The 13,044-nt window shown below is 63.0% G+C and carries 13 protein-coding genes; 8 read left to right on the forward strand and 5 right to left on the reverse strand.

Going from position 1 to position 13,044, the window contains the following annotated elements:
• Positions 1-41: 41 nt before the first annotated feature.
• Positions 42-1,445: an aspartate aminotransferase family protein gene (locus ACN2XU_RS15945; RefSeq protein WP_419411446.1), complete on the reverse strand. Its 1,404-nt coding sequence runs from the start codon at positions 1,443-1,445 to the stop codon at positions 42-44.
• 179 nt (positions 1,446-1,624) lie between these two features.
• Positions 1,625-2,296, reverse strand: coding sequence for a GntR family transcriptional regulator (locus ACN2XU_RS15950; RefSeq protein ID WP_419411447.1), 672 nt, complete (start codon positions 2,294-2,296; stop codon positions 1,625-1,627).
• 156 nt (positions 2,297-2,452) lie between these two features.
• Here ACN2XU_RS15950 and ACN2XU_RS15955 point away from each other — a divergent pair, with 156 nt between their 5' ends.
• The 5 genes from ACN2XU_RS15955 (at position 2,453) to ACN2XU_RS15975 (ending at position 8,033) form a co-directional block, all read left to right on the forward strand.
• Positions 2,453-3,535, forward strand: coding sequence for a polyamine ABC transporter substrate-binding protein (locus ACN2XU_RS15955; protein WP_419411448.1), 1,083 nt, complete (start codon positions 2,453-2,455; stop codon positions 3,533-3,535).
• Positions 3,536-3,619: 84 nt separating this feature from the next.
• Complete coding sequence (locus ACN2XU_RS15960) at positions 3,620-5,008, forward strand: ABC transporter ATP-binding protein (protein ID WP_419411449.1); 1,389 nt, start codon at positions 3,620-3,622, stop codon at positions 5,006-5,008.
• A gap of 33 nt (positions 5,009-5,041) precedes the next feature.
• Positions 5,042-5,932 carry an ABC transporter permease subunit gene (locus tag ACN2XU_RS15965; RefSeq protein WP_419411450.1) on the forward strand — a complete coding sequence of 297 codons (891 nt, stop codon included), beginning with the start codon at positions 5,042-5,044 and terminating at the stop codon, positions 5,930-5,932.
• The gene (locus tag ACN2XU_RS15970) at positions 5,929-6,747 is read left to right on the forward strand and encodes an ABC transporter permease (RefSeq protein WP_419411451.1); all 819 of its coding nucleotides are present in this window, start codon (positions 5,929-5,931) and stop codon (positions 6,745-6,747) included. The genes ACN2XU_RS15965 and ACN2XU_RS15970 overlap by 4 nt, the downstream gene beginning before the upstream one ends.
• The gene (locus ACN2XU_RS15975) at positions 6,744-8,033 is read left to right on the forward strand and encodes an NAD(P)/FAD-dependent oxidoreductase (RefSeq protein ID WP_419411452.1); all 1,290 of its coding nucleotides are present in this window, start codon (positions 6,744-6,746) and stop codon (positions 8,031-8,033) included. The genes ACN2XU_RS15970 and ACN2XU_RS15975 overlap by 4 nt, the downstream gene beginning before the upstream one ends.
• Positions 8,034-8,070: 37 nt before the next feature.
• On the opposite strand, the gene ACN2XU_RS15980 is transcribed toward ACN2XU_RS15975, so the two are convergent.
• Together ACN2XU_RS15980 and ACN2XU_RS15985 are read right to left on the reverse strand one after the other, a co-directional pair.
• Positions 8,071-8,982 carry a DMT family transporter gene (locus ACN2XU_RS15980; protein WP_419411453.1) on the reverse strand — a complete coding sequence of 304 codons (912 nt, stop codon included), beginning with the start codon at positions 8,980-8,982 and terminating at the stop codon, positions 8,071-8,073.
• 47 nt (positions 8,983-9,029) lie between these two features.
• Complete coding sequence (locus tag ACN2XU_RS15985) at positions 9,030-9,266, reverse strand: hypothetical protein (RefSeq protein WP_419411454.1); 237 nt, start codon at positions 9,264-9,266, stop codon at positions 9,030-9,032.
• Between the two features lie 186 nt (positions 9,267-9,452).
• Here ACN2XU_RS15985 and ACN2XU_RS15990 point away from each other — a divergent pair, with 186 nt between their 5' ends.
• A complete protein-coding gene (locus ACN2XU_RS15990; protein ID WP_419411455.1) occupies positions 9,453-10,580 on the forward strand; it encodes an S-(hydroxymethyl)glutathione dehydrogenase/class III alcohol dehydrogenase in 1,128 nt (375 codons plus the stop codon).
• Positions 10,581-10,604: 24 nt separating this feature from the next.
• Here the strand turns inward: ACN2XU_RS15990 and ACN2XU_RS15995 are convergent, their stop codons facing one another.
• A complete protein-coding gene (locus tag ACN2XU_RS15995) occupies positions 10,605-11,477 on the reverse strand; it encodes a DUF1963 domain-containing protein (RefSeq protein WP_419411456.1) in 873 nt (290 codons plus the stop codon).
• 204 nt (positions 11,478-11,681) lie between these two features.
• Between ACN2XU_RS15995 and ACN2XU_RS16000 the strand changes: the two genes are divergently transcribed.
• Together ACN2XU_RS16000 and ACN2XU_RS16005 are read left to right on the forward strand one after the other, a co-directional pair.
• Positions 11,682-12,443, forward strand: coding sequence for a potassium channel family protein (locus ACN2XU_RS16000; RefSeq protein WP_419411457.1), 762 nt, complete (start codon positions 11,682-11,684; stop codon positions 12,441-12,443).
• On the forward strand, positions 12,440-12,931 hold the full coding sequence (locus ACN2XU_RS16005) for a GNAT family N-acetyltransferase (protein WP_419411458.1): 492 nt from the start codon (positions 12,440-12,442) through the stop codon (positions 12,929-12,931). Before ACN2XU_RS16000 ends, ACN2XU_RS16005 begins: the two co-directional genes overlap by 4 nt.
• Positions 12,932-13,044: the final 113 nt, after the last annotated feature.

Below are 13,044 nucleotides of genomic sequence, written 5' to 3' on the forward strand. Positions count from 1 at the left end.
ACCAGTGTCCGGGGCGTGCGCGAATCAAAGGGGCCTATGTTTCAGTTTCGCGGCGCCGCCGTCATCAGGCCTTCGTCCTTCAAACGCACATGCGCTTCGTCCAGCGATTGCCACGCCCGCTCGATCAGCGTGTCGATCTCGGCCTTCGAAATCACCAGAGGCGGAGAGATGATCATCCGGTCCCCGACGTGGCGCATGATCAGGTTGTTGGCAAAACAGCGTTCCCGACAGATAAAGCCCGCCGTCCCGGCCTCCGCCGCAAAGGCCGCGCGCGCTGCCTTGTCAGGGGTCAGCGCGATACTGCCCATCATGCCGACGATCTTCGCTTCACCGACCAACGGATGCTCGGCCAGACCCGCGAACTTCTCCTTGAGATAGGGGCCGGTATCCTCGCGGACGCGATCCACGATCCCCTCATCCTCCAGAATCCGCAGATTCTCCAAGGCCACGGCACAGGCCACCGGATGGCCGCTGTAGGTATAACCATGGTTGAATTCGCAGTTCGAAATCACCTCGGCCACCTCGTCCGACAGAATGCTGCCACCGATCGGTTGATAGCCGGACGACAGCCCCTTGGCGACGGTCATGATGTCGGGCTTGATCCCCATGGTCTGGCTGCCGAACCAATTGCCGGTGCGGCCAAATCCGCAAATCACCTCATCCGCGATCAACAGGATGCCGTATTGATCGACAATGCGCTGGATCTCGGGCCAGTAGGTCTCCGGCGGCACGATCACGCCGCCCGCGCCCTGCACCGGCTCTGCTATGAAGGCGGCGACATTCTCCGGGCCGAGTTCAAGGATTTTCGCCTCAAGCTGGCGCGCCCGCTCCAGCCCGAACTCTTGCGGTGTCATGTCACCGCCTTCGCTCCACCAGTTCGGCTGGTCAATGAAGGCGATCCCCGGAATCGGCATGCCGCCCTGCGCGTGCATCCCTTTCATCCCGCCAAGCGAACCCGACCCCACGGATGAGCCATGATAGGCGTTCCAGCGCGAAATCACCCATTGTTTCTGCGGTTGGCCTTTCTCGGCCCAATAGGTCCGGACCAGACGCAGGTTGGTGTCATTGGCCTCCGACCCGGAGCTGGCAAAGAAAACGTGGTTGAGATCGCCCGGCGCCAACGCCGCCAACCGCTCTGACAGCGCAATCGCAGGCACATGCGAGGTCTGGAAAAACGTATTGTAGTAGGGAAGCTCGCGCATCTGTCGCGCCGCCGCCTCGGCCAGTTCATCGCGCCCGTAGCCGATATTCACGCACCACAGCCCCGCCATGGCGTCGAGGATACGGTTGCCATCGCTGTCGTTCAGCCACACGCCCTCGGCCCGCGTCATGATCCGCGCGCCCTTCTTCGCCAGATCGGCACTGTGGGTGAAGGGGTGCATATGGTGCGCGGCATCGACCGCCTGCAATTCTGCGGTGGGGGTGTTGGTAGAAAGATTCGGCATCTCGGAACTCCTTCGAATGCGGCTTTCGGCGGGCAAGGACGCTCTGACCCGCCCTGCATCGGCTGCGGCGGGCAGTCGACGCCCGCATACCGGGTCAGAAACGGCCAGGACCGCTTTAGCTGCAGAATATGATCAAATTATCCGCTGTCAATCGAATCGCGGTCTTGGACGTCCCGGTTTCACGCCGCCCCGGCCAACCCATGCAGGATCAGGCTCATGCCCTGCACCACATCCTTTTCGATTGCGACGGCGGCCGCCGCGCCGTCGCGCCGCTCAAGCGCGTCCAGCAATTCCTTGTGCCTGTCCGGCAGGTTGCGCGTTCCGACTTGCCCACACACCACTCTCAGCGACGGCCCGAACCGCAGCCACAGGCTCTCGACCAGCGCAGTGATGATCGGCGCCTGCGCCAATGCGTTGAATTGCGCGTGAAACTGGTGGTTTTCCTTCAGATATGCCCCGATGTCACCGCGCGCGATGGCCTGATCCAACCGGCTGTCCGTCTCGGCAAGCGCCGCAATGTCCGCCGGGCCTGCGCGCTCTGCGGCATGGCGGGCGAGCATCGGCTCCAGCGCGGTACGGGCCCGCGTCATCTCTTCGACCGCTGGCGCGGTGAGTTGCGGCACCACGATGCGCCGATTGCCCAGCGCTTCCAGCGCGCCCTCTGCCGTCAACCGCCGGAGCGCCTCACGCACCGGTGTCATTCCAGTCCCCAAATCAGCAACAAGCCCTTGAATTGTAACGGCCTGCCCCGGGGCAAGCTCGCCGAAAAGCACCATATCCCGGAGCGTGCGATACACCTGCTCATGCGCCGGAAGTCCCGCGCCACCGCCCCGCCCTGCCTGATTATTCATCACTGGCCCCGATCACTGCCAAACAGATGTGCGGCACCACCTTGCGCCGCGCTGCACGGCATGGAAACATCGAAACGCTTGCCAAGCAAGTCGGCATTTGATCAAATTCACTGGCAAACGGGGCGACAGACCCCAATGTCCAACGGGAGCTATGACATGAAAACCCTGATGACCTGTACAGCCAGCCTCGCGCTCATGGCGGGTATCGCCGCCGCCGATGAGGTCCGCGTCTACAACTGGTCAGACTACATCGACGAAAGCCTGCTGGAAAAGTTCGAGACGGAGACCGGCATCGACCTGATCTACGACGTCTTCGACAGCAACGAACTGCTGGAAACCAAGATGCTTGCGGGCGGCTCCGGCTATGACGTCGTCGTGCCCACAGGCACGTTCCTGCAGCGCCAGATCATGGCCGGCGCCTTCCAGAAGCTGGACAAGGACAAGCTGCCCAATCTGGACAACATGTGGGACGTGATCTCCAAGCGGACCGCCACCTACGATCCCGGAAACGAGTACTCCATCAACTACATGTGGGGCACCACCGGCATCGGCGTGAACACCGCCAAGATCGCCGAAGTGCTGGGCGAGGACGCGCCGATCAATTCGCTGTCGTTGATCATGGACCCGGCGAACATGGAAAAGCTCGCTGAATGCGGCGTCTATTTCCTCGACGCTCCGACCGAGATCGTCCCCGCCGCGCTCGCCTATGCCGGCATGGACCCGGATGGCAAGGACGAGGCCTCCATGGCCAAGGCCGAAGAGGTGCTGACCGCTGTCCGCCCCTACATCCGCAAATTCCACAGCTCCGAATACATCAACGCGCTGGCCAATGGGGACATCTGCGTCGCCTTCGGCTGGTCCGGGGACATCCTGCAGGCCCGCGACCGTGCCGCCGAGGCCGACAATGGTGTCGAGGTGGCCTACAACGCCCCAACCGAGGGCGCGCTGATGTGGTTCGATCAGATGGCCATCCCGGTCGACGCACCCAATCCGGACGCCGCGCACACCTTCCTGAACTTCATCATGGATGCACAGAACATGGCGGCGGCGTCGAACTACGTCTACTACGCCAACGGCAACAAGGCCTCGCAAGAGTTCCTCAATGAGGACGTAATCGGCGATTCGGCGATCTACCCGGACGAAGCGGCGCTCGACAAGCTTTACACCGTGACCCCCTTCGGCCCGAGAGAGCAGCGCACGCTGACCCGTCTCTGGACCAAGATCAAGTCTGGCACCTGATGCCCGGGCTTATCGTCTCCATCTAGTAAAGACAGTTCCGCGCGGGCGCCTGTCCGCGCGGGCTTTCCATGACCGGGAGCCACCATGGCCGAAGCCCCTTTCGCCCCCTGGACCGACAAGGACCAGAAACCTCTGATCGAATTTCGCAACGTAACCAAACGGTTCGGCGATTTTACCGCGATCGACGATCTGTCCCTGAAGATCTACGAAAAAGAGTTCTTCGCCCTGCTCGGCCCCTCCGGCTGCGGCAAGACGACCATGATGCGTATGCTTGCGGGCTTCGAGACGCCTACGGAAGGCAACATCCTGCTGAACGGTCAGGTCATTGACGCCGTGTCACCGAACAAGCGCGCGGTGAACATGATGTTTCAGAGCTACGCGCTCTTTCCGCACCTCTCGGTCTGGGAAAACATCGCCTTCGGCCTCAAGCGCGAGTCAAAGGACAAGGCCCAGATTGACGCCCGCGTCGAAGAAATGCTGCGCCTCACCCGCTTGACCAAATTTGCAAAACGCAAACCCCATCAGATTTCCGGCGGACAGCGCCAGCGCGTCGCCCTTGCCCGCAGCCTCGCCAAGGCGCCCAAGCTGCTCCTGCTCGACGAGCCCCTTGGCGCGCTTGACAAAAAGCTGCGCGAAGAGACGCAGTTCGAGCTGATGGATATTCAGGAAAAGACCGGCACCACTTTCGTCATCGTGACCCACGATCAGGAAGAGGCGATGACCGTCGCCTCCCGCGTGGCCGTCATGGACGAGGGCAAGCTGGTGCAGGTTGCCACGCCAGACGTCATCTATGAAGCGCCCAACTCTGTTTATGTCGCCGGTTTCATCGGGGACGTGAACCTGATCCGCGGCACGGCGAGCGCCCGCGGCAACGCCACCGCGTCCACCGCCGAAACGGCCCCCGTCGCGGACCCCGCACCAACCGACGCGCCCGTTGAAAACCCGGCGCCGCAGCAACAAGCCCGCGCGCCACAGCCCAACGCATACGGCAAATGGCTGCACGATACTTTGCTCGCGCCGCTCCTTGGCGAACGGACCGAGGTCCCGGAGCAAAAGCGCCTCCCCGCGCCGAGCCCTGAGGAAACCGCAGCCGCCCGCCGCGCCGAACCGGCCGCTGCGCCGGAGATCCCGGAGGGCGGCCTGACCTTGCGATGGGCCGAAGGCCAGCCCGACCTGATCGTCGCCAACGGCGAGCAGAGCCTTGCCGGACAGGAGATCACTCTCGCTCTGCGTCCGGAAAAGCTCAACATTTCCAAGACAAAACCGGAAAACGCGGCCAATGCCGTACAAGGCAAGGTCATCGACATCGGCTATCTCGGCAACATCTCGACCTATCACGTCGAACTTGCCGGCGGCCTCATGGTCAAGAGCCAGGTTTCCAACACCCGCCGCATCGCCCGCCGCGACATCACCTGGGAAGACACCGTCTGGCTCAGCTTCACCGCAACCGCCGGGGTGGTGCTGACCGAATGACCAAGCCCCCCGAGACAAGAAAGGACCGCCCCGATGCGTAAGGCCGTCCTCATCGCCGTCCCCTACGTCTGGCTCTTGGCGCTGTTCCTGGTGCCCTTCCTGATCGTCCTGAAGATCTCGCTCTCGGACATCGCCCTGGCCCGCCCCCCCTACGCGCCGCAATTGGACCTCGCCGCTGGCTGGGAAGGGCTCCGCGCCTTTCTCTCCGGGCTCGACTTCGAGAACTTCACCTTCCTGACCAAGGATGATCTCTACTGGAAGGCCTACCTCTCCTCGCTCCAGATCGCCGCGATCTCCACCCTGCTCACACTGCTTGTCGGCTATCCCATCGCCTACGGCATGGTTCGCGCCAATCCCGAATGGCGCCCGACGCTCTTGATGTTGGTGATCCTGCCATTCTGGACCTCCTTTCTGATCCGCGTCTATTCGTGGATGGGCATTCTCTCCACCGAAGGCGTGTTGAACCAGGTCCTGCTCGCCATCGGCGTGATCTCCGAACCGCTGCAGATCATGAACACCAACACCGCCGTCTATATCGGCATCGTCTACACCTACCTTCCCTTCATGATCCTGCCGATCTACTCGGCGCTGGAAAAGCTGGACGACAGCCTGCTGGAAGCCGCCGAAGACCTCGGCTGTTCGCGTCTCTCCGCCTTCTGGCTGGTGACGATCCCGCTTTCGACGGGCGGTATCATTGCTGGCTGCTTCCTCGTTTTCATCCCGGCGCTCGGCGAATTCGTCATCCCCTCCCTGCTCGGCGGCTCTGACACGCTGATGATCGGCAAAGTCCTCTGGGAGGAATTCTTCTCCAACCGCGACTGGCCCGTGGCCTCCGCCGTGGCGGTCATCCTTCTGGCGATCCTGATCATCCCGATCATCCTCTTCCAGCGCAACCAACAGCTGGCGCGGGAGGCCGACACATGAAGCGCTTTTCCTGGTTCAACGCCACCTCCCTCACCCTCGGCTTCTCCTTCCTGTACCTGCCAATGATCATCCTCGTGGTCTACAGCTTCAACGAAAGCCGCCTCGTCACGGTCTGGGCCGGTTTCTCGACGAAATGGTACGGAGAGCTGCTCCAGAACGAGGAATTCCTGAACGCCGCCTGGGTCACGGCCAAGGTCGCGTTCTTCTCCTCGTGCCTCGCAACCGTGCTCGGGACCATGGCCGCCTATGTCATCGTCCGCGCCGGGCGCTTTCCGGGGCGGACGCTGTTTTCCGGCATGATCTACGCGCCGCTCGTCATGCCAGAGGTCATCACCGGCCTGTCGCTGCTGCTGCTCTTCATCGGCATCGGGCTTGATCGCGGCATCCTCACCGTCGTGCTCGCGCACACCACCTTTGCGATGTGCTACGTCTCGGTGGTGGTCTCCTCGCGGCTGGTCTCCTTTGACCGAAGCCTCGAAGAGGCGGCGCTCGACCTCGGCTGCTCGCAGTTCGAAGCCTTCCGCCTTGTCACCTTGCCGATCATCGCCCCCGCCGTCATCTCGGGATGGCTGCTCGCCTTCACCCTGTCGCTCGACGATCTTGTGATCGCCAGCTTCACCACCGGCCCGGGCGCCACCACCCTGCCGATCAAGGTGTTTTCGGCCGTGCGCCTCGGCGTCTCGCCGGAGATCAACGCCCTGTCCACGTTGATGATCGCCATCGTCACCGTCGGCGTGATCACCGCGTCGCTGATTTCCAAGCGCGCCGCCGTCCAGCAGGCCCGCGACGAACGGGCGGCAGACCGCGCGGAATGAAACGACTCTTCGAGGCGGCGGCCTATGAGCCTCAGCCGGGAAACTACTGGGCCACAACACGCCCCGCCACGGACTGGCCCCCGCTTGCAGGCCCGGTGCAGACCGACGTTGCCATCATTGGGGGCGGCTTTACCGGTTTGAACGCAGCGCTGAGCCTCGCCCAAAACGGTGTGCTGGCCCACGTCTTCGAAGCCGATCGCCCCGGCTTCGGCGCGTCCGGGCGAAACGGCGGTTTTTGCTGCCTCGGCGGCTCGAAACTTACGGACAGTGTCCTCGCACGCCGCCATGGCCGCGCGGACGCTGACCTTTGGTCACAGGCCGAATCCGCCGCCATCGACCATGTCGCCCGACTCCTGCAAACCCATGAGATCGACGCCGACACCCACTCGGACGGCGAAATCTGCCTCGCCCACACCGCCCGCGCCGCGCGGCGCATGGCGGGCCAACCCGGTTTTCTCACGCTGAAAGAGCTTCAGGCGCGGGGCCTCGACGGTCCCTGGCACGGTGGCCTTCATACGCCCAAGGGCTTTGCCCTCAATCCGCAGAAGTACCACGACGGCCTCGCCAAAGCGGCACAATCCGCCGGTGCCACGCTTCACGCGCGCAGCCCCGTCACCGCTTTGCGGCCGACCGCCAAGGGCTGGCAGCTCGACACGCCCCACGGCATCGTCACCGCCGCCCGCGTCATTCTCGCCACCAATGGGTATTCCTCTGACGACCTGCCCGATTGGCTCCGCGCGCGGACCATGCCGGTGCAATCGAGCGTCATCGTCACCCGTCCCATCACGCCGAACGAACAGCAAGCCGCAGGGTACACCGCGACTCAGATGGCCTACGACAGCCGCACGCTCCTGCATTATTTCCGCCTGATGCCGAACGGGCGCTTCCTCTTCGGCATGCGCGGCGGTTTGCGCGCGACCCCCGGCGAACAGGCGACCATATCCCGGAAAATCCGGCAGGATTTTCACGCCATGTTTCCGGCGTGGCGGGATGTGGACATCACCCATGAATGGAGCGGCCTTGTCTGCCTGCTCTCCGGCCTCGTCCCCTTCGTCGGGGCCGTGCCGGACCACCCCGGCCTCTTTGCCGCCATGGGCTATCACGGCAACGGCGTCGCCATGGGCAGCTACTCCGGCCATCTCATCGCAAACCGTCTGCTGAAGCGGGAGCCGGGCACGCCCGCGCCCAACTTCCTCAGTCAGCCGCCGCGCCGCTTCCCGCTCGGGATGCGCCGCCGCCTGCTGCTCGCCCCGGCGTATTGGATGGCGGAGCGTCTGGACATGTAAGTCGGAGTGCGGGTCTGAGCGGAGCTGCAGGCCGGCCCTACCACTTCGCCGCCACCGGCCGCGCCTTGCCGCGCTTCAGCCCCAGTTGGCGTTCGCGCCAGATGATGATCACCCCCGCCGCCATCACGATGGCCGAGCCGATCAGCACCATGACCGTCGGCACCTCGCCGAAGAAGAAATAGCCGAACAGAATCGCGAACAGAATCGAGGCATAGTCGAACGGCGCCAACAGAGCCGCCTCCGCATGACGGTAGGAGGAGGTCAGCAAGATCTGCCCGACCCCGCCGACCAGCCCGGCCCCGATCAGCTGCAACAGACCGACGGTCCCTGGCCACGTCCATCCGAACGGAAGTGTCAGGAGCGAGAAGAGCGTCGCCGTCATCGAGAACCAGAAGACGATCGCCGCCGTTTCTTCCGTGGCGACCATGCGCCGGATGTGGATCTGCGCCAGCGCCCGCAACACCGCCGAGACCAGGATGCAGGCCACGCCCAGCGCCGCCGCATCGTCCAGGGTATCGAGCGACAGGCGCGGCCAGAGCACCACCACGACACCAATCAGCCCAAGGCCCACGGCGCTCATCCGGAACAGCCGCAGACGCTCGCCAAGCAGCATGGCGGCAAAGATCACCGTGAGCAGCGGCGCGGCATAGCCCAGCGCCGTCACCTCCGGCAGCGGCAAAAGCCCCAGCGCGGTAAAGCCCGAGCCCATGGCCGACACGCCGATAAGCCCGCGCCAGACATGGCCCATGGGCCGCTTCACCTTGAGTCCGACCTTCAGATCGCCGCGCATCGCCAACCACACAATGATGATCGGCATGGCAAAGAACGAGCGGAAGAACACCGCTTCCCCAGGGGGAACGATGTCGGACGTGGCCTTGATAAGCGAGGCCATGATGGTGAAAATGAAGACCGCGCTGAGCTTTAACGCGATGCCATGCAAGGGGGACATGGAACCTCCCGGAGATGGCGCTACCGTGAACCCATGTCGTCAGAAGGTCAATAGACCTGACCCGCCGCCTTCGACTGAGGCGCCTCGCAGGTCACTTCGGGATGCATCAACCGCTCGCGCAGGCGAGAGATGTTCTCCTGAATGATCCGCTCATCGGGATGCGGACCATTGTGGATTGTGCGCAGGCTGGCCAGCGCGGTTTCATTGCGGCGGATGCGCAGCAGCAGCAGGGCGCTATCCGCACCGGGTGCGGGCAGGGACTTGAGGGGAAGCAGCAGAGACATTCTGTCAGGCCTTTCAGGTGGACACTCGCCACAGCCTGACCCCAAATTGCGAAGATTCTCTCAACCGCGCCAGGTTTTTTGCACCATGCCGCCGGACGGCGCAAAACCGGCGCATCCGCGCTTGCGAGCGCCCGGCGGATAACGCAAGTTGCAGCCCAATCCATTTTCCAACGGGGAGAGAAACGCATGCGCACGAAAGCGGCTGTCGCGGTGGAGGCTGGCAAGCCTCTCGAAATCATGGAAGTCGAGCTCGAAGGCCCGAAGGCGGGCGAGGTCCTCGTCGAGATCAAGGCCACAGGCATTTGTCACACCGATGAGTTCACCCTCTCCGGCGCCGATCCCGAAGGCCTGTTCCCCGCGATCCTCGGGCACGAGGGCGCGGGCGTCGTCGTCGAGGTTGGCGAAGGCGTCACAACACTGAAACCGGGTGATCATGTCATCCCGCTCTACACGCCGGAATGCCGCGAGTGCTATTCCTGCCTGTCGGGCAAGACCAACCTGTGCACCGCCATCCGCAACACGCAAGGTCAGGGCCTGATGCCCGACGGCACCACGCGGTTTTCGATGCTGGATGGCACGCCGATCTATCACTACATGGGCTGCTCGACCTTCGCCAATCACACCGTGATGCCGGAAATCGCGCTCGCCAAGGTCCGCGATGACGCCCCCTTCGACAAGATCTGCTACATCGGTTGCGGCGTGACCACGGGCATCGGCGCGGTGATCAACACCGCAGGCGTCGAAATCGGATCGACCGCCGCCGTCTTCGGCCTCGGCGGCATCGGCCTCAACGTGATCCAGGGCCTGCGCATGGCGGGCGCGGACATGATCATCGGCGTCGACCTCAATGACGACAAGGCGGAAATGGCGAAGAAATTCGGCATGACGCACTTCATCAACCCGTCCAAGGTCGAGAACACCGTCGCCGAGATCGTCAAGCTGACCCAGCGCGGCAACGACCATATCGGCGGCGTCGACTACAGCTTTGACGCCACCGGCAACGTCAAGGTCATGCGCGATGCGCTGGAATGCTCGCATCGCGGATGGGGCGTGTCGGTTGTGATCGGCGTGGCCCCCGCAGGCGCCGAAATCAGCACCCGCCCATTCCAGCTTGTCACCGGACGCGTCTGGAAAGGCACGGCCTTCGGTGGCGCCAAGGGCCGCACCGACGTGCCGAAAATCGTCGATTGGTACATGGACGGCAAGGTGGAGATCGACTCGATGATCACCCACACCATGCCGCTTGAGAAAATCAACGACGCCTTCGACCTGATGCACAAGGGCGAGAGCATCCGCTCTGTCGTGATCTACTGAAAGCGCGCGGGGACAGTCCCCGCCCTAGATGATGGTCCAAGCGAAGGCTCGGGAGAAATCCCGGGCCTTCAACGCTTCGGAATCGATGTAGAAGGCCAGATGTTCGGAATAATCGAATCCCCAATCGTGGTCGTACTCCAACCGCAACAGCGGGATCTGACGCGCCATCATCAAGTGCTCATCCCGATCGCCATAGAAATCAAATAGCGTGTGCCGCGCTGGCATGCTGCGCTCTGTCTCCAACCCGGACCGGTCCAGATCAGGCACAGGGGCAATTGCCAGGTCATTGAGCGTCTTATCCGTCGCCATGACCCGTTCGAGCATCGCGTCGGCAAAGTCCTGTCCGACAAACATCCATGCGATCTGATCAAATTTATGGAAATGGACCGGCCATTTGCGAAAGACCTTTGGCTCTTCGAACCAGCACACATCAAGCAGCGTCCGCTCTTTCCAACCCTCCGGGAAATCGGGCATGGCACGCTCCGGACAGGCGCTGACATCGCCGTCGACCCAGATCACCGACGCTGTTCCCGGCACCCCCTCCAGATGATCCGCGTAGTCGGCAAAGAAGAACAGCGTGCCGGTCCGGGGCATCAATTCGAAATCCTCTCCGAAGGGAAGGGACGCCAGATTGATCTGGGCAATGAAATGCATCGGGTGCGTCGCTTCCTCGGTATACCTTGCCACCCAGGGCCACGCGATCTCGGGCGGCAGCGTCGGCGCCCCGCCAAGCCAGCAGCCCGTCCTTGCCGGCATTTCGGCAAAGGGCTCCTTCACCAAGAACAGCGCCGGGTAGGTGGCCTTTGCCAGCATCTGTTCAAGCTCGCCGGGATCCAGCGCGCGGTGATGTTCGGCAGGATCGGCCAATTTCGCCGGATACTCGATAAGCGGAAACATGTGCGCCCTTTCTGGATTGCGTTGCCTGCCTTGGCATCGCCTGCAATTCCGGCAAGTTTCAGGCCATGGCGGACCAATTTCGGGGAGCGCGCGCCGCGCATAGCCCCCCCCCGGCAGAGCGTCCCGGTCCCTCCCGCTGCGGCGCGCTGGCGGCGCCACTGCTTTTTGAGTATTCATGCCAGAAAGACGCACAGGGGCAGCGCCATGAAGAACCGCATCCGCGAACTCTATGCAGGGGACAGCGACAGGGCGCATCGGTTTCGCTATGGCCTGCTGATCTTCGACGTCGTAACGATCCTCTTCGTCATCGCGACCTCCTTCACCCATCACGGGCGGGTGGTCGAGAGCATCGATATGGTGTTCGGGGTGTTCATTCTTGCCGACTTTGCGGCACGCATCTGGATTTCGACGAACCGCTGGCGACTGATGACCCGGCTGACCACACTGGCCGATCTGATCGCCGTGGCCTCCTTTCTTGCGCCGCTGGCCGGGGAAGGGCTCGGGTTTCTGCGGGTCATGCGCACCCTGCGCCTGCTCCACACCTATCAACTCTCAACCCGGCTGCGCCGCGACTTTCCCTATTTCGCGAGCAATCAGGAGGTCATCAGCGCCGTTCTGAACCTCTTTGTCTTCATCTTCATCATGACCGGCATCATCTATGCCACACAGTATCCGCTCAATCCGCAGATCCAGAACTATGCGGACGCGCTTTACTTCACCGTCACGGCGCTGACGACGACGGGATTTGGCGACATCACCCTGCCCGGCACGCTCGGGCGCATGATCTCCGTCGTCGTGATGATCGCCGGGGTAACCCTCTTTCTGCGGTTGGTGCAGGTGCTCTTTCGCCCCAGCAAGGTACGGCAGCCGTGTTCGGTCTGTGGCCTTGTCCTGCACGATTCCGACGCTGTCCATTGCAAGCATTGCGGCACCGTCATCAACATCGAAACCGAAGGGCAGACATGAGCATTTCGATCCGCGCCGCCGCCCCTGCCGACCGCGCCGCCATCTGGTCCATGCTGGAACCGGTGTTCCGTGCCGGGGACACCTACGCCATCGACCCCGATATCCCGGAAGCGGATGCGCTGTCCTATTGGTTCGGACCGGAGCGGCGCGTCTTCGTCGCTGAGTTGGCGGGCGCGGTGGTCGGCACCTACTACATGGTGCGCAATCAGAAGGGCGGCGGCAGCCATGTGTGCAACTGCGGCTATGTCACCGCGGTCCGGGCCCGAGGGAAAGGCGTTGCACGCGCCATGCTGGCCCATTCCCTGGAGGCCGCGCCCGGCTTTGGTTTTCGCGCCATGCAATACAATTTCGTGGTCAGCACGAACCTGCGGGCGATTGCGACATGGGAGCGCGCGGGCTTTGCCGTGATCGGCCGTCTGCCGGGGGCCTTTCTGCATCCCTCCGAAGGCTACGTGGATGCCCTGGTGATGTATCGGTCGCTGGCGTGATCTGGCGCGTTGCGGGCTCGTTAACCAATTGCGACGCAGCGTCATGGTGCACCAGGCCATGGTAGCGCCAACAATTCGAATTCAGCTTTTGCAATAAGTACAAAACTCTGCAC

This window comes from Pacificoceanicola niger, assembly GCF_048553275.1.
Taxonomy (GTDB): Bacteria; Pseudomonadota; Alphaproteobacteria; order Rhodobacterales; family Rhodobacteraceae; genus Pacificoceanicola.

Bases quoted from the DNA above. Each gene is read 5' to 3' on its own strand.
- ACN2XU_RS15990 (WP_419411455.1), top strand. From the start codon at position 9,453: ATGCGCACGAAAGCGGCTGTCGCGGTGGAGGCTGGCAAGCCTCTCGAA.
- ACN2XU_RS15955 (WP_419411448.1), top strand. From the start codon at position 2,453: ATGAAAACCCTGATGACCTGTACAGCCAGCCTCGCGCTCATGGCGGGT.
- ACN2XU_RS15985 (WP_419411454.1), bottom strand. From the start codon at position 9,266: ATGTCTCTGCTGCTTCCCCTCAAGTCCCTGCCCGCACCCGGTGCGGAT.
- ACN2XU_RS15965 (WP_419411450.1), top strand. From the start codon at position 5,042: ATGCGTAAGGCCGTCCTCATCGCCGTCCCCTACGTCTGGCTCTTGGCG.
- ACN2XU_RS16000 (WP_419411457.1), top strand. From the start codon at position 11,682: ATGAAGAACCGCATCCGCGAACTCTATGCAGGGGACAGCGACAGGGCG.
- ACN2XU_RS15950 (WP_419411447.1), bottom strand. From the start codon at position 2,296: ATGAATAATCAGGCAGGGCGGGGCGGTGGCGCGGGACTTCCGGCGCAT.
- ACN2XU_RS15995 (WP_419411456.1), bottom strand. From the start codon at position 11,477: ATGTTTCCGCTTATCGAGTATCCGGCGAAATTGGCCGATCCTGCCGAA.
- ACN2XU_RS15970 (WP_419411451.1), top strand. From the start codon at position 5,929: ATGAAGCGCTTTTCCTGGTTCAACGCCACCTCCCTCACCCTCGGCTTC.
- ACN2XU_RS15945 (WP_419411446.1), bottom strand. From the start codon at position 1,445: ATGCCGAATCTTTCTACCAACACCCCCACCGCAGAATTGCAGGCGGTC.
- ACN2XU_RS15980 (WP_419411453.1), bottom strand. From the start codon at position 8,982: ATGTCCCCCTTGCATGGCATCGCGTTAAAGCTCAGCGCGGTCTTCATT.
- ACN2XU_RS15960 (WP_419411449.1), top strand. From the start codon at position 3,620: ATGGCCGAAGCCCCTTTCGCCCCCTGGACCGACAAGGACCAGAAACCT.
- ACN2XU_RS16005 (WP_419411458.1), top strand. From the start codon at position 12,440: ATGAGCATTTCGATCCGCGCCGCCGCCCCTGCCGACCGCGCCGCCATC.
- ACN2XU_RS15975 (WP_419411452.1), top strand. From the start codon at position 6,744: ATGAAACGACTCTTCGAGGCGGCGGCCTATGAGCCTCAGCCGGGAAAC.